Origin of the sequence: Pseudoalteromonas sp. Angola-7 (genome assembly GCF_028599255.1) — a bacterium.
GTDB lineage: Bacteria > Pseudomonadota > Gammaproteobacteria > Enterobacterales > Alteromonadaceae > Pseudoalteromonas > Pseudoalteromonas atlantica.
In genome coordinates this window covers 131523-156890 of sequence record NZ_JAQREL010000004.1, presented here as the reverse complement: position 1 = coordinate 156890, position 25368 = coordinate 131523, and the positions used below count along the sequence as shown (strand labels likewise).

Here is a 25368-nt window from a genome sequence, read left to right as displayed (position 1 = left end):
TAGCTAAGCAAACAATTCTTTAAAGTAACCCCAAATACCAAATGAAAAGCCTTGGAATATGTTTATTCCCAATGCTGACTTTATTAAGTAAATTATTAACAGAATTATAAAAAGAGTAATTGTTACAACAACAGCTTGCGCTACACTAGATGCTTTTTTTTCAGCTTGGCTAAGTTGTCGCCTATTACGCCCAGCAAGTAATACAAAATAATACCTGTATTTAAAAAACCTTATTACCCCTCGGCAGTCAAGAGCATGCTTGCCCCATTGCCTAGCCCCTATCGCCACTTTTAAATGGCTAAGCTGCTCCTCTGTAAAGCTCGCCTGCACATGCTTAGGCATTCTATTTAATAAATTACTGATAGCGGGATCTTTAGAAATTGGTGGCATATAAACCATACCTTGTAAGTATATTTAACTAATTATTTGTGAACCACAAAACCTTTAAACAATGGAAAGTAAAGTAATATCATGGAGGGGGAGCCACCTGACATGAAAAAAATCATAAATATTGAATATATACATAATGCAATAAATACATCACCAGTCTTTCCTAGTTTTAACTCTCGTGCTTTAAATATATAAACAAAGTATGGCAGGAGTAATAAAAGCATACCAGTTACTCCTTGCTCTATTAATGTGTCTAAAAAAACATTGTGTGTATACAAGGCTAAATTATCATTTATATAATAGTTACTCATGTAACTTGGGAGCATTTTTGGTCCTACACCAAAAAAAAAGTTATTTGTAAATATATCCCATCCATTGGTAAGTAATGACTGTCTGTGAAGATTTGAAGTCCAAACTGCTTTTTCCTCATCTAGATAAAGCATATCAAATTCTGAATATTCAAAAAAAGTAAAAGAGTCTATAAATGATAAATCATATGCAATAGCAAATACAAAAAAGGAAAAACTAAAAAAGCCTATAATTAAAGATCTTAACAGCGGCTTTAAGTTAATGAATATATAGAAGAATGCAACCATATGAAACGCTAATATCCCCTTCCTTTCTAAAGAAAGCAATATGACAGGATATAAAAAAAACAAAGGCTTCAAATAACTTTTATCTTCAAAGTAATAAGCGCAGCTTATTAATACAACCCCTGTTAACGCAAAAACATACCTTGCATCTCCTAGGAGTTTATAACGGATTATCTGACCATGCAAAACATGGTAAGCAACTGTTATAAAACATATAATTAATAATGTTTTTATAAATACAAACCTAAATTTAGAAGGGTTTTTTAGTGCATTTATATATACCACCATTAAAGTGGAAAGTATTAAAATCCATTGTATAGTTGCTATTAAGGCTTTGCTCAGACCAACCTGCACGTAAGCCTTAAAAAAGCAATATATTAAGAAGGCAATAATATAATTAAAACCTATTGGGTACTTAAGAGATATTTTATTATTAAAGAGCAGTAACAAAAATATAGATATCATACAAAGTGACAAAATATCTGATAATCTTAATATCAGCCCCCCAGCATTAAATCTAAAGTCTGTGAAATATAATGGAATTACCATTGCACTGATTAAAAAAAGCACACTTTGCAATTGCTTTACTTTTATACTAAGCATGTTTTAAAACTTCATCGTAAGTGCTCTTATGCTGATGAGATGTCATTTTAATAGAATACTTCTCAGCTTGAACAAGTGCATTCATTGATTCCTCTTCATAGCTCACCGCAGTTGATACTAAGTCACTTATCTTGCAACTTAAAGTGTCCACATCACCTACATTAAATAAATGTTGTTTCGCCACAACATGATTTAAGCCTTCTACATTGGTGGCAAACGATGGTAAACCCGATGCCATAGCCTCAACAACTGCTATACCAAAGCCTTCCCAGTGAGACGACTGAATATAAATATCTAGCGAATTTAAAAATGCGGGCACATTGTTTACTTGACCATGAAAAACAATTTTATTATCAACTTTTAATGTTTTAGCCAACAGCTCATACTCGGGTCGTAAAGCTCCATCGCCAGCCAAGTGCAACTCAAAACGTGAATCTAGTAAGGTCATTAATTTAATGAGGGATTTAATATCTTTTTGTGGCGCAAAGCGCCCTACCATGCCTAACTTAATTACAGCTTGATCTGCAGTAATCGCCTTAGGCTGTTGAGCAAAGCGTGATAAATCAACACCGTTATGAATCACCTCAGTTAAAGCTGGATTTACCTTAATGCTTTCTAAAAACTTTTCTTTAACCCCATCAGATATACACACTATTTTTTTAAATTTTTTATAGATGATACGCTCTAATGTTTTTACAAATAGAATATCGCGCCTTCTGTAATGCGGGTTATGCTCGGTTACAATAGTAGGAGTACGCGTAAAGTAAGCAATATAAATAGACGGGTACAAATGCGTATGCACTAAATCAGCATTATTTAATCGCTTTATTACACCAAAAAAACCCAAGTCACGTTTGTGATAAACATCTACACCAAGCGCTTTTAGCTCATCAGCATATTCATTTTCACCGCGAGTTAAAATAACTTCAAAATTGAATTCGTTTTTTTGTAGGCTCATTAAGTCTACAAGTAGGCGTTGCACACCACCAAGGCGCTGTAAGTCATTAGTTATATGAACTATTTTTTTCATTTACTCAGCATCCTTGCCCATTTATCGTCACATAAATTATCGCTATACATCGCAATATCTTCTACTTTTTTTATCACTTTAGCTGGCGCGCCCACTACAACGCTGTTGTCATCAATATTTTTGGCAGCAACGGTGCCGGCTCCTAACACTGAATTATTACCAACTTTAATTGCCCCTACTAAACAAGAGCTAGGTCCTATATAGACGTTATCGCCAATATCAGCTGATTTTCCATAATGGATAGCCCCAACCGAAACAAACTGCAAAAAGCTACAATTATTACCTATGCTTGCCTGAGAATTTATGACAACATTTCCATGGGGTATATATAATCCATACCCTATAGCAACATTGTGATTAAGCTGAATATTAACTTTCTTTCCAAGCTTTGCTTTTAAAAACCTAAATATAAACGAAAGTGCATATACATCAGACTTCGCCATTCTTAAATAAACTTGAAACCTAAAGTAGCTATTTTTAAAAAAGGTTTTTATAAACTGCTTATCATTACCATTAAAACGATATAGATCAGATTTTATATATATTTTTATATCAGATAACTTCATCTTATCGTGTTCCGTTAATACAAATAATATTAGATAAATTGAACTTAAGTTTAGCAACTATCGATTTGTTATATTCTTTAAAAATACTTTTAAAAATAGAATTGATATTTCTACATTGCTTAAAAAAAACTTTACGATCTTTTTTATCCTCAATTGAGTAGCCTTTAAGGCTGACAAGTAAAGAATATCTTGCAACTTGGGCTACAACTGTCTTTTTATCATCAAACTTATCAATACTTTCCTTTACAGAATTAACCATATTAAGCAACAAGTTAGAATAAGATGATGATCTCTTGCTCGTTGTTGAACCCGAGCGTTTTCGGTAATAAACAAGTGTTTTTGGTGTTTTTACAATACTTGATGAATGCGAAAAAGCTTGAATGTTAAAATAAATATCTTCGTAAATAACACCTTCAGGAAAACGACATTTATCTAAAATAGTTTTTTTATAGAGTCGGGTCCAAACAAAAAATCCACTTTTAAATAAATCTGTTTTAACAAGGTCAACATCACTATGTACCCCCATATCAGGAGCTGGCAGCGTAGTTGTAAACTCTTTAAAGTTAAACTCAATAATATCATTGGTCGCAGAGTTAACATGATCTACTAGTGCTTCCCAATAAGTAGGGGAGATCGCATCGTCTGAATCTATAAAACCGATGTAAGTACCTTTAGCAACAACTAAAGCAGCGTTTCGAGCAGCCGCCTGGCCTTTATTAGTAGGTTGCTTAATGATCGTTGTTTTAAATTTTATAGTATTTTTATGCTCAGCTAGAAAATTTTCGCATATTGTTATTGAGCTTTCTGGGCAACAGTCGTCAACAAAAATAACTTCTACGTTTTCAGTATTCACCCCAGCAACTAAGCTATTCATCAGTTCAGGTATAAATTGAGCCACTTTATAAACAGGGCATATTAACGATAATTGGATTGCCATATTATTTATTGTCGCTCATATTTGTTACGCCATATTCATATGCATAATTGTTTAGCATTACTGATAAAGAATACTTTTGCATATACAGCTTATAAGCATTATCACCATGCTCAACCGTTTTGTGCTTATCGCTTATATACTCATTCATTACACTTGCCATCGTTACGTTGTCGCGTATTGGGACTAAAAATCCAGACTCCCCTTCTATTATAAGCTCAGAGCAGCCCCCTACATTTGAACTTATCACTGGTTTTTTACACGCCATAGCTTCAATAATGCTGCGGGGTAACCCCTCCCAAAAGCTCGATAATATAAATACATCTGCTAATGCTAATTTTTCGGCAAAGTTGTCTACCACTCCACAAAAATTTATAACTCCTTCAGGAAAATGTGCGAACAGTGCTTTAACTTTTTCCTCGTACTGGCCATCGCCGTAAATGCTTAATTTAAATGGCTTGTTTTGCTTTAACAAAGTGTCGCATGCTTTTGCAAGTGTGATGTAATCTTTTTGATCTTCAAAGCGAGCAGCAGTAATAAAGTGCACAGGGTTAGTGTTTAGCTCCCAGGTATCAGTGTACTTACCCAACATGCCGTTGCGAATTACCAATAACTTTTTATTGGGTACGCCAATACGTAAATATTCGTTTTTATCAAACTCGCATACCCCTATTATTTTTGAAGGCAAATACGACAGTATTTTTTCAAGCTTCTGGTATTTTTTATAACCTTTATTTTCAGGCGTGTTAACAAAAGGCACGCCATGAGGAACATAGTAAGAGCGCTTAAAAGTAAGCATGGCAGCAATGCGGCCAAGAGCCCCTATTTTTGCTGTATGCCAAGAGCAAACATTAGGGTTTTCAGTAATAATTAACCACATTAATTTAATTAACGACCAGGCATCACTTAATGGGCTCAAGTCTCTTTTTAGGCTAGTTAGTGCATGCACCTTAAAACCAGCGGCGCGAAGTTTGGTTATAGCCTCGCCTTCACCACCTAATGCGTAAACAACCTCAGCGCCTTCTTCTCTAAACTTTTCACCTATTTGGCAAATATGTTTAAACGAGCCAGAAACTATTGTATCTGAACGAGTCATCCCTATTAAAACCTTCATTTAAGAAGCTCCATATAATTTTTTGTAAAGTTTTACGTATTCTTTGGCAATTACATCAACGGTAAAATTAGTATTTATTAATTGCTCTGAAAAAGCTTCAACTTCACCTTTGTTTAGATTGTGCAATGCAATTCCTAGCTCTGTTGCTTTGGTTATTTCTTGTGCGCTAAAACCTGATGCAATATAACCATTTTTTTCTCTAAAAATAGCATCGCTAGCGCCACTTACAGGGGTCGACACTAATACTTTACCTGCTAATAGTGCCTCTAATAATGAATTAGAAAAACCCTCTGCCTCAGATGCATTAACAAAAACATCAAACTGCCTAATAAAGTTTACAGGGTCTTGCACTTCACCGTAAAAGGTTACTCTACTTTGTAAGTTATTAGCTGCAATATATTTTTTTGCATTATCTAAACAGCTGCCACTACCAATTAAATGAAAATGTACCTGTTCGTTTTTACTTGCAAGCAAAGCAAACGACTCCATTAATACATCTACTTTTTTTATTTGCTCTAACCGCCCATGATAAAAAAGATTGATTGTTGCGCTATCTACATTTTTAGGTTTTGTATAATCCTTGCTTAACAGACTTTTATCTATACTGTTAGGTATATTTACAATCTGCTTAAAGCCAAATTCTTTACAATTTTTAGCAATTACATCAGATATAGCCACAACACTGGGGCTGGTATTAAGTACAAATTTAGCCAGTACAGTCCCTACAACCGCCTTAGACTTCAAAGCTTTAAAATCCATAAACTGATTAGAGTTACCAACTTTTATTAATACGGGTTTGTTAAGTAAACGTGCTATACAACAACCTACAAATGCACCAAATTTCCCCTGGTGGCAATGAATAATATCAAAACTATTTTTGTTAAAAACAGCCCAAATTAGCACCCTGAATAACCAATAAATTGAAAACGGAAGCCAACGCCCAAGTAAGTCTGGGCCAACAGGTGAATATAAGCGTGTTACAGGTACGCCGTTCATTACCTCTTTTGCTTTACCTGCTATTTTTTGTCGAGATGTTAAAATTTGAACATCCAAATTTTCAGCCTGTATCCCTTTAGAAACGCGACCACACTGCTTTTCAGCCCCGCCAAATACATCTGGCATATACTGGCAAGTAAGCATTAAAATTTTCATTTAGAAACATATTCCTTTAATCTAATGTTAATCTTTTTTTCAATTATGTTGTAAATAATACAACCAAACAAAACACTACCGGCAGTAATAATAAGCCAAACTAAAAACGTTGGCAGCATCACTACCTGTGGTATTAAATTACGTCCTAAAACTCCGCTTAAAATCATAATTGGGAACATATGAAATAAGTATATTGAATAAGAAGCGTCCCCTAGATACACGAAAGACTTTTTAATTTTTATATTTCTAATAGGGGTGTAAAAAATTGACACTATAAATATTGACAATGCTATAGGGGCCCTGGATATAAGGGAGTTATATTCCCAAATATATGGTGTAAAAAAGTATAACCCCAACCAAAGTAAGCCGAAGGTTGATACTAAGTACATCAATTTTTTAGAAATGTTAAATCCAGTTAAATAGAGTTTAGCTAACCAGCCCCCAATTAAAAACTCAAATAAAATCGGGTTTTGAAGAAGCCTTATCACGCCAATATTTTCACTAAGAAAGTGGGATATAATTGATAGGCAAACAATCATAACTGTTATTATTTCCAATCTTTTACTTGATGAGAAATACAATGTTGGTGCAAATAATAAATAGAAGATGATTTCATAATTCAATGTCCATCCTACCTTTAAAAAAGGCACTATAGCTCCGTCATAAATATGTGGAATTAATAACGACGAATAAAAAATATGTTCTAAATCAAAAACGGCAGAAGACCCTGGCAATAAAGCTAAAACAGTCATAAATAGAATAGCAATAAACCATATGGGGTATATTCTAACAGCCCTTTTTTTTAGATAAAGAATCACATCAAATGAATTCCTTGAAGTATAAAATATAATAAACCCTGACAATATAAAAAATATATCTACCCCAATAGCTCCTATTTTGACAAACTGATTTTCGGTGAACCAAAAGCTATGCTCAGCACCCAACTCAACATGTCTTTTAATAATTACTCCGTGCGCATGATAAGCAACAACTATTATAGCGGCCCACCCTCTCAAAAACTGTAATATCAATAATTTCATCTTGCATTTCTTATAAGTATAATATTAAAAGTTAGTACATTATTTAACTTTAGAATCGTGCACTATTCTAAATTTAATTTTACTAATCACATATGTAATTAAGCTACGGCGACTGATTAAAGCTTGTATATTTATGCTCTGATTTTTTTTATTTTGACTATAATATTTTTAATTTTTTGAGGGAATAGCAGTTTATAAAAGATTATATAAGTAGCTCCACCTAAAATAATACTTATAACTACTTTGATAATTGATGGTTGACTACCAAGTTGAATTTTTACGGTAAAATAAACAACTGCGGCCATGCATAAAGAAGAGATAAACGAAGAGAAAAGCCCATTAAAAATTTCAGTTAAAGAAAACAAAAACTTCTGCCTTAAAATTGCCATCATAGTTATACAAATAATCGTTGCTACAGCCACTATAGAATAAGCTACATGATAAATTGAAACCTGCGAAAATATACTAACAAGTGATATAACAGCAAAAAACTCAAAAATGCGAATCCTGAAAGGTATGTGTGAATTATGTGTTGCATGACAAAACTGAGAAAAAAAGTAATTTAACGAAGCACTAATACCGCTTAAACATAAGATAGAGAAAACCGCACCACTTTTTTGCCACTGTTCACCAAAAATCAAACTTACCATTTCTGGACCAATAACCAATGATCCAAAAAAAGCAGGGAAAGAAAACAGCGCACAGGTTGAAATAAAGTTTAAATAACATTCATTTAATTTATCGGGTGAGTCTTTCAACTTTGCAAAAGCTGAAAACGATACATCGACTATAGGCTTAATTGTAAACTGTACTATTGCATCAAGTAATTTACCGGCAATTTTAAAAACACCGAGTGCGGCCACCCCTAAAAAATAGCCTATTAATAGTTCTACAAATCTAAAAATCCCTTGCCCTATTAATGAGGTTAAAACAATTGGCTTACCTTGCTTAAACGTAGATATTATTTTTATAGAATTAATTTTAAAATTAGGACGCCATTTAACAGACTTCCAAACTAAAAATAGCTCTAAAGTAACTACAATAATTTTTTGAATAATCAAACTATAAAAACCATACCCGTTATAGGCTAGGTATATAGCAACCGCCCCTGAGATTAATGAAGAGATCAATAACCTAAAGGCTAATGCCTTGAACTTAAATAGTCGTCTTAAAATACCGTTAGGTACAGAAGTAAGCGACTGCATAATAGGTACGACGCTCAATATATAAAGTGATATTGCCAAACCAGGGGCTTCAAATACTGCTTCTAAATATTCTGCATTTAATATGAAAAGAACACTTGTAAGTAGCCCTAAAAGTAATGATGAAAAAAATACGTTGTTTTGTATTTCATCTTCCTCATTAGCGGAAGCTCGAATTACTATTTGATCTAACCCAAAACTAACTAATACTTTAGTTAACTCTACAAATACAATAGCTAAAGCTGCCGTACCGAAATCCACAGGGGATAGCATTCGTGATAATAAAATAAAAATAAAAAGGCCTGATAATTGGTAACCAACATTACCTATTAAACTCCATACAGAACCATTAATTATTTTTTTATTTAGAGACATGTTTACGTTTTTCTTTATATTTTTTGGGGTTCAAAAATTTTTTAGTCCATAATTCTTTTATGTACTGCTTAGCGATATGAATTTTTGTGACTTTAATATTGCCTGTATTTATAATTTCATAATCAAGCAAATCTAATGACTCTTTACCGTAGTATTGAAAGTCAGCTATATTTTGAGAAGTGAGTTTTTGCCTCCAAGCATACGCTCGGGTCACATCGGGCTTTTTACCTACCAGTGAATGCTGCTTTTTAGTAAATTTTGGTAGAAAATTGTTTTTAATTTTCAATTCATCTTTAGTGTTTGGACTACCTAAAAAGGTGTATATTCTTTTAAGTTCGGCCTCGCTATTCGTGAGTAGGTCTTCGTACCTGACCATAATAGTTTTATTTGGGAATAAGCTTTGAGTAATAAACCCGTATAAAAGCTTATTTTGCCACGCTTTTGCTGCATCTAAATACGTATTAGAACCCCATTCCAAAGGAATTTGAGATTGCGCTACGGCTCTTCCATCTCTAACTATATGAATAAAATAACAGTCATCAAAAATTGAATTTAATAGCTTTGAATGTGCAAGATTATTTGGAGAGTGATCAATCCAGTAACGGACATTTTCATCTCCGCAATACAATTTAACTAAGTCTTTATAAAAATCTCGGTACTCTGAATGTGACTGCGCTTTAAGCTCTGAAATATCGAGCTGCCATTGTTTAAACCTCAAGTTTTCCTCTAAGCTATTGCAGTAACTTTTTGTACACAAAGGCTGCTTAAAAGGAATTTCTGTTTTAAATAATGACTCAGGAGTTACTACACTCTGTTCAATATTTGAAAGCAGCGACGCTAACATTGTAGTGCCGCTTCTATCTGCCCCGCCTATAAATATGCATTTCATGATTATTTAACAGAATTATAGCTACGGTACCAATCTACAAACTGCTGCATACCGTATTCAATGTTAGTATTTGGCTTAAACCCTACCTCTGCATTTAAGCTATCTATGTCGGCATAGGTTGCAGGCACATCGCCAGCTTGCATTGGCATGTAGTTTTTATCTGCTACTTTACCTGCGGCTTTTTCAATTGACTCTATAAAGGTCATTAATGCGATTGGCTCGTTGTTACCAATGTTAAATACACGGTACGGCGCTTTACTTGATTCTGGTGAGGTATTGCTATTATTAGGATTACGTACTGGCACTACATCCTGTATACGAATTATGCCTTCAACAATGTCGTCTATGTAGGTAAAGTCGCGTTTCATTTTTCCGTTATTAAACACTTTAATTTCGCGGTCGTTTAATATTGCATCGGTAAATAGATAAGGGGCCATATCTGGGCGACCCCATGGGCCATATACAGTAAAAAAGCGAAGCCCTGTAGTTGGTAGGTCGTATAAATGGCTATAGCTATGCGCCATTAACTCGTTAGATTTTTTAGTCGCTGCATACAGCGACACAGGGTGATCTACTGCGTCATCGGTTGAAAATGGCATTTTTTCGTTCATACCGTATACAGAGCTTGATGACGCGTAAACTAAATGCTCAACTTTATTGTGACGGCAGCCTTCTAGTATTGTAGCTGTACCCACTAAATTTGAGTCAATATAAGCCATTGGATTTTCGATAGAGTATCTAACACCTGCTTGTGCAGCTAAATGAATAACACGGTCAAACTGCTCGTTTTTGAATAAAGTAGCAATTCCTTCGCGGTCGGCTAAATCCATTTTTACAAAGCGGAATGTGGTTAAATGTTTAATACGCTCTAGTCGGGCTAATTTTAAAGCTGGATCGTAGTAATCATTTAAATTATCTAGGCCTACTACTTCGTGCCCTGCATCACATAGTCGCTCGGCAACAAAGTTACCAATAAAACCCGCTGCTCCGGTTACTAAAAATTTCATTTACTCATTCCCTTACTATGATTGAACGTACATAGTGTTTGCATACAAAATTACAGAAGCAAACTCTAGTTACTTCTGTAATTTAAAATTGTTTTCTAGTTGTATTAGTTAGCTAACAGTTACTTATTGCTAGAAAGCAATTTTTTAACTTGTTTGGTAAAGTCTTCGCCCATGTGGCTAGACTGCATTGCATATTCAACATTTGCTAGCATGTAACCTAATTTAGAGCCACAGTCGTGTGATTTACCTTTTAAGTGGTAAGCCTCAAGTGTTTCTAAATGGCGAAGTTGCAGTAGTGCATCAGTTAGCTGTATTTCACCGCCCGCACCTGGTGGGGTATATTCTAATAAATCCCAAATAGCTGTAGACACAACATAACGGCCAGTAATGGCTAAATTACTTGGTGCTTCATCGTTATTTGGTTTTTCGACCATGTTTTTAATGGCTGCGTTTTCACCTGCGTTAATTTTTTTGCCGGCTAAGTCAACAACACCATATTGATGAACTTGCTCTTGCGGTACAGGCTCTACCATTACTTGGTTGTGTCCTGTTTTATCAAAACGGTCGATCATTTGGCTTAAATTATCGGTTTTTGAATTAGATTTGTATTTATCGATAATTACATCGGGTAGCATTACCGCAAATGGGTTATTGCCAACTATTGGACGCGCGGCAAGTACTGCATGACCTAAACCTAGTGGAGCTGATTGGCGTACAGAAATAACTGTTACGTCTTTTGGTACAATTGAACGGACCTCTTCAAGTAGGCTGCGCTTTACACGTGCTTCTAGGGTTGCCTCTAGCTCAAAGCTGGTGTCGAAGTGGTTTTCTATTGAGTTTTTTGATGCATGAGTAACAAGTACTATTTCTTTAATGCCCGCAGCTACGGCTTCGTTAACTACATATTGAATAAGTGGTTTATCAACAAGAGGGAGCATTTCTTTTGGGATGGCTTTAGTAGCGGGTAGCATACGTGTGCCAAGGCCAGCAACAGGTAAAACTGCTTTTAAAACTTTCACTTTAATTCCTTTTTATTCTGCTTTGTAAAAACACTAAAAAAGAATTAGCAAACGCTTATTCCTTTTTACGTATTTCACATACCGTGTGATTTTTTTATTATACACAACACAATAATCTACTCAATAATAAAAGCGTACTTTGCGCTTGTTTTTTTGTTAACTTTATGTTGCACCAAAATAATCAAGGCATGCTTTATAATGATGCAAGCACACTTTTTAAACGTTTATGAACCATTTATACAAAATAAGTTAAATTACTATTATACAAAGGATTGTTAGTACGTAAATTAAGCGCACTGTAATTGCACTTCAATTTACCAGCAAGTTATGAGCCGTATTTAATTAAATATAAATATTGCTCAACTACCTTTTTAATATTAAAAATACTATAATCGGTTTGTTTGTTTTTAAGGTACTTTTACTATAGGAAACATGTGCGGATAAAATATTGCCTTATTTTAATAGTGTCGTTTTTTGTATGCGCACAAGATATGCTTTTATATTTACGCAATAGCGATATAATTGCACGTGCAGAACAACAATACGGCCACAGCGGCTATAAACGCATTAAAAGCTGGTTGACCTTTATAGACGAGTCGGCAGATAAAAGTGAGTGGCAAAAAATACATTTAGTTAATGATTTTTTTAATAATAATATTAAATATAAATCTGACGATAAACTTTGGCAAAAAAAGGATTATTGGGCTACCCCTCTAGAAAGCCTTGGCGTAGGCATGGGAGACTGTGAAGATTACGTTATTGCCAAATACTTTACCTTAATAGCCCTTGGAGTGCCTGAGGATAAGATTCGTTTGATGTATGTTCGTCAAAAAACAGTTAACCAGCCTCATATGGTATTAATTTACATTGAGCAACCTAACCAAGTACCGTACGTATTAGGAAATTTTAATACAAAACTTTTACCCGCAACTAAACGCCCAGATTTAACACCTATTTACAGCTTTAACGGCCAAGGCCTGTGGCTTGCAAAATCGAAAGGGTTAGGTAATAAGGTTAAAAACAGCCGTGGTGTGTCTGCTTGGAACACTATGCTAGAGCGAATTGAACAAGGTGAGCTTGCTCCCATATAGAATAACGTTAAAGGAACTATTAGTTATGTCGTCTTTTTTTAAAAATGGTTTGAGCTTAAAAACTCAAGTTTATGGGTTGATTATAGTCATCTCATTCATTTCTTTTTGTGTGCGTGTACTTACCGATGTAGATACAACTCGTGAGTATTTACAAACTCAAATGGGGAGCCATGCCCAAGATACCGCTACAAGCTTAGGCCTTTCTATATCACCTTATCTTGAAGAAGACAGCATAATGATTGCCCAAACAATGGCAACGGCCATTTTTGACTCGGGTTACTATAAGCAAATAAAATTTACTGATGCGCAAAGCAATGTTGTTTTTGAACTAATAAACCCTAAACGTGTGGAATCGGTGCCCAATTGGTTTATTAATGCAGTTAAGCTTAATGCCCCAAGTATGCAATCGGAATTAAATAATGGCTGGATTATGGCAGGCACGCTTGAGGTAACAAGCCATGTTGGGCAGTCGTACTTAACGCTTTGGGAGCACACTAAACGCAGCTTTTATGGCTCGTTTTTATTATTAGCGGCCTCACTTGCTGTTGCTTTTTTAATACTACGCGCTGTTTTTAAACCTTTAAAAGCGGTAGAAAACCAAGCACACCTTGTTACACGTAAACGCTTTACACTTAACAATGAGATCCCCGTTGCCCGCGAGCTGCGCACCGTTACTAAAGCTATTAATAATATGGTAATGAACTTACAAAGTACGTTTGATTCACTCACTAAGCAAACACAAGCCCTTACTGAAGAAGTATATATAGACCCTTTAACCGGTTTGGGTAATCGTAAGTCGTTTGATAATCATTATAATTCTGTTGTTGGCACTATTAGCGACGACACACCAATTAGCGCAATGATGATTACCCTACCCTCACTTGCAAATATTAACCAAACTGTAAGCTATCAAGACGGCGATGAACACGTAAACGAAGTAGCAAATATACTAAAAAATATTTTTGGTGAATTGACAAACGCTAAAGTATTTAGATTAAACGGCAGTACATTTATTGCAGTTGCACCTTACGACAGTGACTTTTTAAATAGAACGCGCCTTGAAATAAGTGATTCATTTAGCCAACAAAAAAACAGTTTACATGTAAATGGCTTTGCTAATTTTTCTTTAGTGAGCGTAGAAAAGAACATGCCTATTGGTAACTTACTTTCTGCACTTGATACGGGTTGCACCATTGGTGATACAAACAATAAAATAGATAAAGACACCCTATTTAGTGTTAAGCAATGGCGTACTCTTATTCAATCTATTTTAGCATCAGCAGAAGTAAGCTTTTCGGTACAACCAGTCAAGCGCACTAACTCGCAAAATAAACAATGCTATTTTGAGGTGTTTGCTCACTTTATACATAACAATGAAAAAGTTAATAATGGCCATTTGTTTGCTATGGCCGAAAAACTTAACTTAACTGAAGAGCTTGATAAAAAGATAATCCGCAACTTTGTAAATGTTAAAGAGCAATACCCCAACGATGTATTTGCACTTAATTTAAGTAAGGCGTCTTTATATTCAACTGAATTTATTGAGTGGCTTACTTTGTACACGCATACTAAACCTGTTCTGAAAACAAATTTATTATTTGAGTTGCACGAAATTAGCCTTTTATATAACGTGCATATTGCTTCGCAGCATATCGATATCATTAAAGATATAGGTATAAACGTATGTGTAGAGCACTTTGGTACTAGCCTTACCTCGTTTAGGTATTTACAAGGTTTAGATATTGAGTATGTAAAAATAGATGGCAGCTACATACAAGACTTACTCGATAACAGCCAAAGCCAATTTTTTATTCAAACCGTTAATAATATATGCCATGGCTTTGGGATAAAGGTTTTAGCTTGTTTAATTGAAAAACCTGAAACATTACACATGCTTGAAAACTTAGGTTGCGATGGCGTACAGGGTAATTTAATTTTGCCTCCAACTAAAGTAATTAAAACCGCACAAAGTAGCGCTAATAAACAGTTTACTTTTTGCGCCGATACGCTAAAATTTTGTAATTAGATAATCTCTTAAAGGGACACAAGATGAAATCACTTATTTTTTCTGGCTTGATTGTTGGCGCCTCAAGCTTTGCGACTTTCCCTGTTTATGCTCAAACAGATAACGATGTGGTAGTTCAAACAGAGCAGTTAGACACCTTAATAAATATTTTGACCAATGCGACTGCTGATACCCCTTCAGAAGAGTTGCAACAAGAATTAGTAGTTGCCATTGAGCAACTTTGCCAAAATACCGGCCCTATTGATTTAGACTCTCCTATTGCTAATGGCACATGTTCTGCTGAGCAGCTTGATATAATTATGAATGCTGTTATTGCGGCTATTGGGGCCGATAGCCCGTTTATATCTGACTTTTTAGCTGCACTAGTAACAGCAGGCGTTGATAGTGATGCAGTAACATTAGCCGCTATTACTGCTGGCGTTGATGCAACCATTGCATCAGAAGCAACAGCTGCGGGTCCTACAGAGCCTACTGCACCAACTGGCCCTGTAATTGTAACCTTGCCAACAACAACCGTTCCTCAGGGTGCTGGTGGTACTGGTGGTGACGCTGGTATTTCGGAAGTCGGTAACTAATAATATTTATTTAAAAATAAAAACGCAGCCTATTGGCTGCGTTTTTACTTTAAACATACCTTATTTAATCTTTAGCTCGTTTTTTGAGAAAACTGTGAACCGTTTTATATTTTTTTTGCTGTGTGCAATTGTTTTTTTGCTGCCACTTCCTTTAGGTAGCTACCGCCCTTGGGCTATTATGGCAATGGGTATTTTAATTTGTATTACCTTTGCTGTGCACTTGGTTAATAGCGCTGTTAATAACCATAACCTGTACCCTCCTCGTTATTCACACCCTATTTTTTTAGCTTTGTTGTTAGTGTGTGCTGTGTGTATTTTGCAATTTTACACTGTGAGTTTAGACCCCTTTCAAACAAAACAAATGCTGTTGAAAACGAGCTTTATGGTTTGCTTTTGTTGGCTTATATTTATTTATTGCAATAATAGTGAGCGTATAAAAAAGCTTATTTATACCATTATTGCAGCGGGTGTTTTTCAGGCTTTGTATGCAACTTACCTAAATCTTTCGCCTGACATGCTTAGCCCTATTTTTGGATATAGGCACACGCAACGCGCCATAGGTACGTTTACTTACTCTAACTTTTTAGCTAACTATTTAGCGCTATGTTTATGTTTGGGTATTGGTGTATTAGTGAGTGAATTAAAGCGAGGTAATCATGCAAGTGACCTTACATTTAAACAAACTTTGCGCGCCTGGACAGAAATACTATTAAGCTCAAAAATAATTTTGCGTATATCGTTAATTATTATAATTATTGCGCTAATTTTAACGCGCAGTCGAATGGGTAATTCAGCCTTTTTTATAGCACTGATGGCTGTTAGCTTGTTGGCTTTGTTTGTTTACAATAAAAAACCTAAAGCGTTTAAGTTACTTATTATTAGTTTTTTTATAATTGATTTGATCATTATTGGTGCAATATTTGATGTAGAAAAAGTAAAGCAACGTATAAGCGAAACCAGTATTCAATCTGAAACACGTGATGAAGTAGTTCGTGATTCAATCCCGTTAATACTCGACAAGCCTTTATTGGGTTCAGGTGGCGGTACGTTTTATACAGCCTTCCCTGCGTATCAATCTGAGCCGTACTCTGGCTATTACGATAATGCTCATAACGACTATATTCAATTTGCTGTAGAGCTAGGCATTCCCGTAACATCAGCTTTAGGGGCGCTTATTTTATATTGCTTATGGTTATGTATTCAAACCATGCGAAAACGCAAAACAGCGTTATTTCAGGGCGTGGCTTTTGGCTGTGCTATCGCTATTGTAGATATGCTGTTGCATTCTTCGGTAGATTACTCGCTCCAAGCAGGCGCTAACTCAATGTTGTTTATGGTTATTTTATGTTTGACGATTTTAAGTAATAAAATAGTTGTTAAGCGAGGGCGTGATTTTAAATAGCTATTTTTAAAAATATTTGCACAAAGAGGTTTAGAGACGCTGCGCTTTAGAGTAGTGATAAATAAAATGCCAGGATTGGTTATGTCTTCTCATTTACTCCTCATTCGCTTCTCTTTGTGCAATTAAGGTTTTTAATTCACTCAACAAATTTTTCGCGGCTTTACTGCTCTTCTAAATCAAACTCGGTGGTGTGGCCGTCGCCGTGGATTAGTTGATAACGCGCCAAATCTCCTTGCTCAAGCGTAATTAAACTAATGGCGGAGTCGCTTACTAGGTACTTTTGGCCTTCACCTTTGGTTTGGTGTTTATCCACTTCCATGTGCCAGCGTTTGGTGAAAAAGTTAAGCGGGCTTTTGGGGCCGTATAATATTGAGTCGAGCTTATCGAGTACATTAATAAGCTTACGCGGAAATTCGTTTTTAATACCACTGGCGGTGAGCTGCCATATGCGGTTTGGGTGATCGCCAAAGCGTTTTTGCACCGAAAAACAAAAAGAATAATGTACATCGCCCGATAAAATAAGCGTTTCGTTAGGTGTGTCTGTACGCCTAAAGGTATCAAGCAGTTTTTTGGCCGAGCCTTCGTGTGCCATCCAGTTTTCTACATCAACCATAAGCGGCTGGCCGCACATATTAAACGCCGCCTGTATTGCTTCTATTGATTTAACACCAAACACTGGCGCTGGCGATACAATAATTACTTTGCTGTGGCTCAGCAGGCTTTCTTCAAGCTCTGTTAAGCGCTCCCAATCAAGTAAGCCTGAGGGTTCATTAAAGTTACTTTCGTTACGCCAGCGGTGTGTACGGGTATCAAGCACAACTACTTTAGGTGTGGTGGTAAGCTCATAATGCCAATAGTTAAATTCGTTCAGAGGCTTATCAAAGGCTTTAAACTGCCAACTATTGTTGGCGCTACGACTTTGTTTAAACTCATCTATAAGCGCACCGGTTTTATGTAGCGCGTCGTTACCGAGCCCTTGAAATAGCCAATAGCTTATTAGCCCATTATTAATGATACGTTTACTACTTGGGTTTTGATTTATAGCTTGCTCCCACCCTGCTGTTAGGTTCCAATCATCGGTAACATCGTGATCGTCAAACATCATCAAGGTAGATACATTAGCAAATAAACGCTCTACGCGATTTAAGCCTTTTGCATAGTCAATTAACGCCTTTTTTTCGGCGTTAAAAATGGTGTTATTTTTTTCATTACCTTGTGTGTAATGGCAATTTTTAATATCAACGCATTGCCACGCGGCGGCACTAAAGTTAAGTAAATACAGCGCTATAAATTCTTCAAAGTGAATTAAATGATTATGCGCTTTTACGCTAGAAAAATGAGGCTCGTCTTTTTTTAGCCAGTACCCAACGCCCAATTTTGAACGTTTTTGCCATGGCGTTTTAGGTAAGTAATGATGGCGGTTAAAAAGCTGCTCATTTATATCTGCTGGTAAATTGAGCTCAAGCGGTTGCTCTTTATAAAGTCCTAATACATCTATTAGCTGATGAATAGCCAGTAGCATAGGACCGGCAACATCATCGGCGTAAACTTGGTCTCCGCTAAGCAGTAAAAGCTGTGCGCCCTGCAGTTTATTACTGCGCTGTGTGTTTTGCCATTCACTTGCTGATACTAAGCTGTCTTTTGCGGGGTGATGGGCGTTGCGACACGAGCCATGTAAAATATGCGTAAGCTTGTTGGCAATTGCAAACGAAGGCGCCGTTTGCCCTTCAAAGCACCAAGGAGTTAAGTCAATTTGTTGCTCGTTAATATACAGGGTATACGCTAATAACGTGTCGAGCGGAAACTGGCTATCAACGGGTTTTATAATTATAAAGTGCAGGTAAAGGTATTTACCTAATGCAATGCTTTGCTGCTCGCTGTAGCTTTGTTGGTTTTCAAGTGTGATTTGGCAATTGCCAGGGCGTGAAGTAGCAAACTGTATACATATACCACTTTGCTCAGCTCGGCGCACCATAGGCCCCATTAATAAAAGTGGGAGTTGCGCCGATTGAATAGTCATGTGTTAGCCTTTCGCTGCTAATTTAAAAAGTGAAAAAAAGTTATCAGTCGTTGCTTTTGCAAGCTCGTTAAAGCTTATGCCTTTAAGCTCACTAATATAGTAGGCAACATCTTCTACATACGCAGGCTGATTTGTTTTTCCACGGTACGGCACAGGTGCTAAATAAGGCGAGTCTGTTTCGATGAGTAATCTATCGAGTGGGATTTGTTTTACAACTTCCTTAAGCTCTACGGCATTTTTAAAGGTAACAATGCCAGAAATAGAGATATAAAACCCCATATCAATCGCTTTTTTAGCCATATCCCAATCTTCGGTAAAACAATGCAGTACGCCACCGCAGTTTTCTGCTTTATGCTCACGCATTAAGTTAATGGTATCGGCTCTGGCATCACGGGTATGAATAATCAGTGGCTTTTGTAGTTCGTTTGCCACTTCAATATGGCCAACAAAACTGGCTTGTTGTACTGCGTGCGTGTCTTTCGAATAATAGTAATCTAGGCCTGTTTCGCCAATCGCGACTACTTTTTCATGCGATGCTAAATCAATGAGTTGCTGTTTATTAAGGGCATCTTTTTGATCAAGCGGATGCACGCCACACGATGCCGATACATCGTCGTAGTGTTTAATTTTTTCAAGCATGCTTGGGAATTGATCAAGCGTTACACTTACACATAAAAAGTGCTCTACTTGCTTTGCACGAGCGTTGTCGAGTACTTGATCTAGGTTTAAATCTAGTTTGTCAAAATCAAGACGATCTAAATGGCAATGAGAATCTACAATCACTATACGGCCTGTATGGTTTTGGGTGTTAAATTATACTAACCTGCAAAATACTTAGTTATACCAATTTGCAATAATACCTAATCATTTTGCGAAGCTAAACGTGTCGCTGCCTGCGATAAAAAATTTTCATTTACGACTGCATGAATGCAGAGCAATTGCCGAGCATAACTAAATAGCGAATTTTTTACCTAGCTATCAACACGTTTTTCCAGCCTTAAAGTAAATCACTTAAGTAAGCGAATGGGTATTAAACGAGTTGGAATAAGCAAGTTAGTATTGCAAGTTAACGAGAGCTAAGCGCTCGCTAACCAGCTGCTTTATGCATATCACTATTAAGCAAATGCGTTTAAAACTACATGGTATATGTAGGATTACCAGAGTTTAACATAGTGCCTAATAGCTTTTCGATTTTAGCGTTTAAATTTGTTTTATCATCTAAAAAGCTAATGCCTATACCTGGTGGGTTAGAGCTTTGTGCGCCTTGTGGTGTTATCCACGCAACTTTACCCGTTACCACGTCATCTTCTAGCGCATCAGGTAAAGTCACTCTAAGCGCTAAAGAGTAGCCGATTTCGTAACGCATATTGGTACGTACAAATAGGCCGCCCTTTTTTAAATAAGGCATGTAGCAGCGATAAAGTTCGTCAAGGTTATCTACATCAACTAAAAGCTCTTGCATATGTATTCCTATTAAATGTTACGCAGGGCATGCGCTAAACGCGACACTGCTAGAGGTAAATTAAGCCCGAGTACCTCTGTGCTATTTTGTAAAAATTCATTCAACGCTTGCTGAGCACTCTGGTAGGCGTCAAAACTTAAACCCATTATAAGCTGCTGTTTTAATTGCTCGCTTAAAAATAATGTAAAAATGCGTATTAGCTCAGGTTGTTTGTTTATAATATTTACAAGCGGACTAAAATTATGGCTTTGTTTAAACTCAGTTGCAAATTTATATAAAGTATCAATGTGTTGCAGCTGCTCTTGCGCTTGCCACTGTTTAATTAAAAGTGGTTGCGTATAAAATAAAGGCAGCCACACATAGTCACTAATATTTAAATCGGCTAACCAGGTTTTAGCCGCTTCTGGGTTTGCGACTTTTATGTCTGTTTTGGCACAGCGGCTTAGAATGGTGGCAGGTAACTGCGCAGTGTGGCTTGTGGTTAAAATTAAAAAGCGGCTATTGCTGGGCTCTTCTAAGGTTTTTAATAACGCGTTTGCTGCTGCCGTGGTCATTTTTTCGCAGTTTTCAATAATGGCCACTTTATTGCCATTTTGCGCAGCAGAGTGGTTCATAAAATCGCTTATCCCACGAATATCGTCAACACCAATGCTTTGCCCTTCAACTTGCGTTACCCGTTTATCAGGGTGGTTACCCGCAAGTGTTAATGAGCAACTTTTGCACTGCCCGCACGGGGCTAACTTGCTACCTTCGTTTTGCATGTGGGTATTAATATTTTGACATAATAAGCTATTAGCTAATTGCTCGCTGAGCTCAAACTTACCAACGCCTTTTGGCCCGCATAACAACTGCGCATGATGAAAACGCTGCGCTTTATAACTTTGCGCAAGCTGTTGCTCTACGTTATTAAGCCATGGCAATGCCATGTTATTTTAACCCTTCAAAAAAGGTGCGTAGTACATTGGTTATATCGCGGTGTACTTTATCAATACTTTGGTTGGCATCTACGGTTTTAATTGAGCTATCGTCATTTGCCAGCTCAACATAACGCATGCGCGTGCGCTGAAAAAACTCAATGGCTTCTTGCTCAATTCTATCAAGCTCTCCACGGCCTTTAGCACGCTCAAGGCCTATTACGGGGTCTATATCTAGGTAAATGGTTAAATCAGGTTTTAACCCTTTTAATACCATAGACGACAAAGACGATAACGTATTAGCGCTAATGCCGCGCCCACCACCTTGATACGCTTGAGATGATAAATCGTGGCGATCTGCTAATACCCACTGCCCTTTATCAAGCGCCGGGTTAATTACATTATGCATAAGCTGCGAGCGAGCTGCGTACATAATAAGTAGTTCGGTTTCAAAAGCTATGCCTTCTTCATGCTCGGCTTTTACTAAAGTACGTAAAGACTCGGCAAGCGGTGTCCCACCGGGCTCGCGTACGTTAATAAAGTCTATTTGTTTCTTATTTAAAAAGTCTTGGCATAACGAAATAGCCGTTGATTTACCTGCGCCTTCAAGGCCTTCAATAACAATAAATTTTGGTTTCATATAAAGTTTAATTCGTTTTATTTAATATATACGTTTTAACTGCCGCGTTGTGTTGCTTTAACGTGGTTGAAAATTGGTGACTGCCATCGCCCTTCGCCACAAAATAAACATACTGTGTTTTAGGCGGATTAAGCGCTGCTAAAATAGCCGCTTTTGAGGGCATGGCAATGGGTGTTGGCGGCAGCCCTTTAATGCGATACGTATTATAGGGAGTGTAATCGCGTAAATCTTTTCGTTTAATGTCACCGTCAAAACTCTCTCCTAGGCCATATATTACGGTGGGATCGGTTTGTAGGCGCATATTTGCGTTTAATCTATTTATAAAAACGGCGGCTATTAACGGGCGCTCACTGGCAAGGCCTGTTTCTTTTTCGATAATAGAGGCCATGATCAGTGCATCATATGCGTTTTTATACGGTAGGTTTTCTGCACGTTGTGGCCATGCTTGCTCAAGTGTTTGCTGCATTTTAACGGCCGCACGTTTTAATAAACTACTGGCAGTATCACCGCTGTGATAATGATACGTATCTGGAAACAGCCACCCTTCTAAATGGCCTTTTTCACCTACTATTTGCTGCGCCAGTTGCTCTGTATTTAAGTTATTAGTTAAATGCGGCGCACTACTAATGGCTGCTATCACTTCGCGTAAGTTTTGCCCTTCGATAATAGTAAAGCTAAAACTGATTTGCTCACCGTTGTTTATTTTTTTTATATTATTAATAACGCTTGTATTCGTTAGCTCGTACAAGCCGGCTTTTAAGTCGGTTAGTGTTGGGTCAAGCTTTGCAATTACTTGATAACGCCAGCAGCTTTTTAACCAATTATTAGCTTGCCATTGTTTACATAGCTGGTTAAAGCCCATGCCTTTTTTAACTTCAAACTGGGTAGGCGTTGTTATATTTAGCGGGCTAGTTATTGTTGCTTGTAATTGCTGATACCCTACTAGCGTTGTAACTAAAGCTAACAATAATACCGATAAAATAACTTTTAACACTTAGCCTCCTTGGCTATTAATTCATTTAATAAACACATGCTTTGCTCAACATTAAATGTATGTTGTTCTATACGATTAACGGGCACAGCGCCCATTAAGCTATTACAAATAAATACAGCACTAGCTTGGGTTAATTCATTTAGGCTTACTTGCTTAAATTCAACCGCTAATTTATCACATAACGATTGCAGATAAACCCCTTTAATACCGCATTGCTCAAGGCTTGGCGTATATACATTATTATCACTAATAGCAAAAATATTAGCTGCCGAAGCTTCAATCACATTGTTTTGATGATCGAGTACTAAAACATCGTCACATTGCTGTTTTGCCATGGCATTTTTAATCAGCACTTGTTCTAGTCGGTTAAGTGTTTTTAAACCGGCTAATAAAGGTTGGGCTGCTAATTTAATTGGGCTTAGGGCTAAACTCACCCCTGTTTTAGTTAATGCTGGGTAGCTTTGGGGAAACCCTAACACGGTAATTAAAATGGTTAAATGGGTGTGTTGCGGCAATCCATAGCCTCGCCCACCTTCTCCGCGTGTGATCACTATTTTAAGCACATTTAATTGGCAGCCAGTAATCGCCTTTGCAATATGTTGCTCAAGCTCAGTAAAGTTAATTGCAGGAAACGCTAAGCGTTCTGCGCATTCCACCAAACGTGCTTTATGGTACTGCCAATGCTCTACCTGACCAGCAATTACTTTGGCTGTGGTAAAAAAACCATCACCGTAGTTAAGGCCTCTATCGCGTGTATTAATCGCACTAGTATCATCGGTTGTTATTATTGTTTGCATATTGAATGGCTTGCATAAAAAAAGCCCAGTTAAACAACTGAGCTCTTATAATGTGGTTCGTTGTTAAAAAGGATTATACCTTTTTAAATAGCAACGAGCCATTAGTCCCACCAAAACCAAATGAGTTACACAGTGCAAAATCGAGTTTTGCATCACGTGCAGTGTGGGCTATGTAATCTAAGTCACAGCCTTCATCTGGGTTGTCTAGGTTAATGGTGGGCGATACTTTTTGATCGGCCAGCGATAAAATAGAAATAATAGACTCTACAGAACCCGCTGCACCTAATAGGTGCCCCATCATCGATTTAGACGAGCCTACCATTACATCTTGCGCTGCACTGCCAAAAATAGTTTTAACAGCTTGCGTTTCGGCTTTGTCGCCTGCATTAGTAGATGTACCGTGTGCGTTAATGTAACCAACTTGGTCTGCATTTACTTGTGCATCGTTTAATGCATTTTGCATAGCAAGTGCCGCACCTGCACCATCTTCCGGTGGCGAGGTCATGTGATACGCATCACCGCTCATACCAAAGCCAACAAGCTCAGCATAAATTTTAGCGCCACGGGCTTTAGCGTGTTCATACTCTTCTACTACAACAACACCTGCACCATCAGATAGTACAAAACCATCGCGGTCTTTGTCCCACGGACGCGACGCAGCTTGCGGGTCGTCGTTACGGGTAGAAAGCGCACGTGCAGCATTAAAACCACCCATACCAATAGGTGTACAGGCTTTTTCTGCGCCACCGGCAACCATCGCATCGGCATCGCCGTAAGCAATCATACGCGCTGCATGGCCAATATTGTGCAGGCCTGTAGTACACGCCGTCACAATAGAAATATTAGGACCACGTAAACCATGCATCATTGATAAATGGCCCGAGATCATATTAATAATGGTTGATGGCACATAAAATGGAGAAAGCTTACGTGGGCCACTGTTAAGTAGCTTTATGTGGTTTTCTTCAATTAGGGTCAATCCACCAATGCCTGAGCCTACAGCAACACCAATACGTGTTGCGTTTTGTTCAGTAACTTCAAGGCCTGAGTCTTGAAAGGCTTGAACACCCGCTGCAATGCCGTACTGAATAAATAAGTCCATTTTTTTAGTATCTTTCGCCGACATGTATGCAGTTGCATCAAAGTCATTTATGAGTCCAGCGAATTTAGTACCAAATTTTGATGTATCAAAGTGGGTTATATTTTGTATACCACTTTTACCATCTAATAAGCCTTGCCAGGTAGATTGCACATCATTACCTAGCGGCGTCAACATTCCTAAGCCAGTTACGACGACTCGACGTTTAGCCACGGTTTGCCTCCAATAAGGGATATTTAAACCAATTGATTAAAATAGTATTATTTTAGTAAGCCGTTTAACTCACTAAGTTTAAATCTATTGGCATTACAAAGGGAATTCATACCCAAGCGACCTCAAAGTGCGAGTCTCAAATTCAACTAAAGATGTGCTATTACAAATGAATGCAGTAGAGAGTAAAAGCGGGTGAATTTGAATCATGAACTTTGAGGTGG

General features: G+C 37.1%; 24 protein-coding genes. 4 read left to right on the top strand and 20 right to left on the bottom strand.

Going from position 1 to position 25368, the window contains the following annotated elements:
• Nucleotides 1-3: 3 nt before the first annotated feature.
• The 12 genes from PSH50_RS07785 to galU all read right to left on the bottom strand — a co-directional run bounded on the left by PSH50_RS07785 (nt 4) and on the right by galU (nt 11914).
• Complete coding sequence (locus tag PSH50_RS07785; protein ID WP_273609482.1) at nt 4-390, bottom strand: 3-phosphoshikimate 1-carboxyvinyltransferase; 387 nt, start codon at nt 388-390, stop codon at nt 4-6.
• A gap of 32 nt (nt 391-422) precedes the next feature.
• A complete protein-coding gene (locus tag PSH50_RS07780) occupies nt 423-1586 on the bottom strand; it encodes an O-antigen ligase family protein (protein ID WP_273609481.1) in 1164 nt (387 codons plus the stop codon).
• Nucleotides 1579-2616: a glycosyltransferase gene (locus PSH50_RS07775; protein WP_273609480.1), complete on the bottom strand. Its 1038-nt coding sequence runs from the start codon at nt 2614-2616 to the stop codon at nt 1579-1581. The genes PSH50_RS07780 and PSH50_RS07775 overlap by 8 nt, the downstream gene beginning before the upstream one ends.
• Nucleotides 2613-3182, bottom strand: coding sequence for a serine O-acetyltransferase (locus PSH50_RS07770; RefSeq protein WP_273609479.1), 570 nt, complete (start codon nt 3180-3182; stop codon nt 2613-2615). Before PSH50_RS07770 ends, PSH50_RS07775 begins: the two co-directional genes overlap by 4 nt.
• Before the next feature lies 1 nt (nt 3183).
• Nucleotides 3184-4119, bottom strand: coding sequence for a glycosyltransferase (locus PSH50_RS07765; protein WP_273609478.1), 936 nt, complete (start codon nt 4117-4119; stop codon nt 3184-3186).
• 1 nt (nt 4120) lies between these two features.
• Nucleotides 4121-5230, bottom strand: a complete 1110-nt coding sequence (locus PSH50_RS07760) for a glycosyltransferase family 4 protein (protein ID WP_273609477.1) — start codon at nt 5228-5230, stop codon at nt 4121-4123.
• Nucleotides 5231-6382, bottom strand: a complete 1152-nt coding sequence (locus tag PSH50_RS07755; RefSeq protein ID WP_273609476.1) for a glycosyltransferase family 4 protein — start codon at nt 6380-6382, stop codon at nt 5231-5233.
• On the bottom strand, nt 6379-7422 hold the full coding sequence (locus PSH50_RS07750; protein WP_273609475.1) for an acyltransferase: 1044 nt from the start codon (nt 7420-7422) through the stop codon (nt 6379-6381). The genes PSH50_RS07755 and PSH50_RS07750 overlap by 4 nt, the downstream gene beginning before the upstream one ends.
• Before the next feature lie 131 nt (nt 7423-7553).
• Nucleotides 7554-8999 carry an oligosaccharide flippase family protein gene (locus PSH50_RS07745; RefSeq protein WP_273609474.1) on the bottom strand — a complete coding sequence of 482 codons (1446 nt, stop codon included), beginning with the start codon at nt 8997-8999 and terminating at the stop codon, nt 7554-7556.
• Nucleotides 8986-9888, bottom strand: a complete 903-nt coding sequence (locus PSH50_RS07740) for a sulfotransferase (RefSeq protein ID WP_273609473.1) — start codon at nt 9886-9888, stop codon at nt 8986-8988. The genes PSH50_RS07745 and PSH50_RS07740 overlap by 14 nt, the downstream gene beginning before the upstream one ends.
• 2 nt (nt 9889-9890) lie before the next feature.
• The gene (locus PSH50_RS07735) at nt 9891-10895 is read right to left on the bottom strand and encodes an NAD-dependent epimerase (protein WP_273609472.1); all 1005 of its coding nucleotides are present in this window, start codon (nt 10893-10895) and stop codon (nt 9891-9893) included.
• A gap of 119 nt (nt 10896-11014) precedes the next feature.
• Complete coding sequence (galU, locus tag PSH50_RS07730; protein WP_273609471.1) at nt 11015-11914, bottom strand: UTP--glucose-1-phosphate uridylyltransferase GalU; 900 nt, start codon at nt 11912-11914, stop codon at nt 11015-11017.
• Nucleotides 11915-12348: 434 nt separating this feature from the next.
• Between galU and PSH50_RS07725 the strand changes: the two genes are divergently transcribed.
• The 4 genes from PSH50_RS07725 (at nt 12349) to PSH50_RS07710 (ending at nt 17008) form a co-directional block, all read left to right on the top strand.
• Nucleotides 12349-13005: a transglutaminase-like cysteine peptidase gene (locus tag PSH50_RS07725; RefSeq protein ID WP_273609470.1), complete on the top strand. Its 657-nt coding sequence runs from the start codon at nt 12349-12351 to the stop codon at nt 13003-13005.
• A 25-nt stretch (nt 13006-13030) separates the two neighbouring features.
• Nucleotides 13031-15031 carry an EAL domain-containing protein gene (locus PSH50_RS07720; protein ID WP_273609469.1) on the top strand — a complete coding sequence of 667 codons (2001 nt, stop codon included), beginning with the start codon at nt 13031-13033 and terminating at the stop codon, nt 15029-15031.
• A 23-nt stretch (nt 15032-15054) separates the two neighbouring features.
• Entirely contained in the window at nt 15055-15606 is a 552-nt protein-coding gene (locus PSH50_RS07715) for a hypothetical protein (RefSeq protein ID WP_273609468.1), read from the top strand.
• A 94-nt stretch (nt 15607-15700) separates the two neighbouring features.
• The gene (locus PSH50_RS07710; RefSeq protein ID WP_273609467.1) at nt 15701-17008 is read left to right on the top strand and encodes an O-antigen ligase; all 1308 of its coding nucleotides are present in this window, start codon (nt 15701-15703) and stop codon (nt 17006-17008) included.
• A 160-nt stretch (nt 17009-17168) separates the two neighbouring features.
• Here PSH50_RS07710 and PSH50_RS07705 read toward each other — a convergent pair whose 3' ends face one another.
• The 8 genes from PSH50_RS07705 to fabF all read right to left on the bottom strand — a co-directional run bounded on the left by PSH50_RS07705 (nt 17169) and on the right by fabF (nt 25147).
• Nucleotides 17169-19028, bottom strand: coding sequence for an alkaline phosphatase D family protein (locus tag PSH50_RS07705; RefSeq protein WP_273586477.1), 1860 nt, complete (start codon nt 19026-19028; stop codon nt 17169-17171).
• A gap of 3 nt (nt 19029-19031) precedes the next feature.
• Nucleotides 19032-19811 (bottom strand): TatD family hydrolase, encoded by a 780-nt coding sequence (locus PSH50_RS07700; RefSeq protein WP_273586476.1) that lies wholly within the window; start codon nt 19809-19811, stop codon nt 19032-19034.
• A gap of 352 nt (nt 19812-20163) precedes the next feature.
• Complete coding sequence (locus PSH50_RS07695; protein WP_004587696.1) at nt 20164-20490, bottom strand: PilZ domain-containing protein; 327 nt, start codon at nt 20488-20490, stop codon at nt 20164-20166.
• Nucleotides 20491-20501: 11 nt separating this feature from the next.
• Nucleotides 20502-21416 carry a DNA polymerase III subunit gene (locus PSH50_RS07690; protein WP_273586475.1) on the bottom strand — a complete coding sequence of 305 codons (915 nt, stop codon included), beginning with the start codon at nt 21414-21416 and terminating at the stop codon, nt 20502-20504.
• A 1-nt stretch (nt 21417) separates the two neighbouring features.
• Nucleotides 21418-22044: a dTMP kinase gene (gene tmk, locus PSH50_RS07685; RefSeq protein WP_273586474.1), complete on the bottom strand. Its 627-nt coding sequence runs from the start codon at nt 22042-22044 to the stop codon at nt 21418-21420.
• A gap of 7 nt (nt 22045-22051) precedes the next feature.
• Complete coding sequence (gene mltG, locus PSH50_RS07680) at nt 22052-23038, bottom strand: endolytic transglycosylase MltG (protein ID WP_004587693.1); 987 nt, start codon at nt 23036-23038, stop codon at nt 22052-22054.
• Complete coding sequence (pabC, locus tag PSH50_RS07675) at nt 23032-23835, bottom strand: aminodeoxychorismate lyase (protein ID WP_273586473.1); 804 nt, start codon at nt 23833-23835, stop codon at nt 23032-23034. The genes mltG and pabC overlap by 7 nt, the downstream gene beginning before the upstream one ends.
• A gap of 73 nt (nt 23836-23908) precedes the next feature.
• Nucleotides 23909-25147 (bottom strand): beta-ketoacyl-ACP synthase II, encoded by a 1239-nt coding sequence (fabF, locus tag PSH50_RS07670; RefSeq protein WP_004587691.1) that lies wholly within the window; start codon nt 25145-25147, stop codon nt 23909-23911.
• Nucleotides 25148-25368 lie beyond the last annotated feature (221 nt).

Coding starts and splice junctions, on each gene's coding strand:
- PSH50_RS07785 (WP_273609482.1), bottom strand. CDS start 390: ATGCCACCAATTTCTAAAGATCCCGCTATCAGTAATTTATTAAATAGA.
- PSH50_RS07780 (WP_273609481.1), bottom strand. CDS start 1,586: ATGCTTAGTATAAAAGTAAAGCAATTGCAAAGTGTGCTTTTTTTAATC.
- PSH50_RS07775 (WP_273609480.1), bottom strand. CDS start 2,616: ATGAAAAAAATAGTTCATATAACTAATGACTTACAGCGCCTTGGTGGT.
- PSH50_RS07770 (WP_273609479.1), bottom strand. CDS start 3,182: ATGAAGTTATCTGATATAAAAATATATATAAAATCTGATCTATATCGT.
- PSH50_RS07765 (WP_273609478.1), bottom strand. CDS start 4,119: ATGGCAATCCAATTATCGTTAATATGCCCTGTTTATAAAGTGGCTCAA.
- PSH50_RS07760 (WP_273609477.1), bottom strand. CDS start 5,230: ATGAAGGTTTTAATAGGGATGACTCGTTCAGATACAATAGTTTCTGGC.
- PSH50_RS07755 (WP_273609476.1), bottom strand. CDS start 6,382: ATGAAAATTTTAATGCTTACTTGCCAGTATATGCCAGATGTATTTGGC.
- PSH50_RS07750 (WP_273609475.1), bottom strand. CDS start 7,422: ATGAAATTATTGATATTACAGTTTTTGAGAGGGTGGGCCGCTATAATA.
- PSH50_RS07745 (WP_273609474.1), bottom strand. CDS start 8,999: ATGTCTCTAAATAAAAAAATAATTAATGGTTCTGTATGGAGTTTAATA.
- PSH50_RS07740 (WP_273609473.1), bottom strand. CDS start 9,888: ATGAAATGCATATTTATAGGCGGGGCAGATAGAAGCGGCACTACAATG.
- PSH50_RS07735 (WP_273609472.1), bottom strand. CDS start 10,895: ATGAAATTTTTAGTAACCGGAGCAGCGGGTTTTATTGGTAACTTTGTT.
- PSH50_RS07720 (WP_273609469.1), top strand. CDS start 13,031: ATGTCGTCTTTTTTTAAAAATGGTTTGAGCTTAAAAACTCAAGTTTAT.
- PSH50_RS07715 (WP_273609468.1), top strand. CDS start 15,055: ATGAAATCACTTATTTTTTCTGGCTTGATTGTTGGCGCCTCAAGCTTT.
- PSH50_RS07705 (WP_273586477.1), bottom strand. CDS start 19,028: ATGACTATTCAATCGGCGCAACTCCCACTTTTATTAATGGGGCCTATG.
- PSH50_RS07695 (WP_004587696.1), bottom strand. CDS start 20,490: ATGCAAGAGCTTTTAGTTGATGTAGATAACCTTGACGAACTTTATCGC.
- PSH50_RS07690 (WP_273586475.1), bottom strand. CDS start 21,416: ATGGCATTGCCATGGCTTAATAACGTAGAGCAACAGCTTGCGCAAAGT.
- tmk (WP_273586474.1), bottom strand. CDS start 22,044: ATGAAACCAAAATTTATTGTTATTGAAGGCCTTGAAGGCGCAGGTAAA.
- pabC (WP_273586473.1), bottom strand. CDS start 23,835: ATGCAAACAATAATAACAACCGATGATACTAGTGCGATTAATACACGC.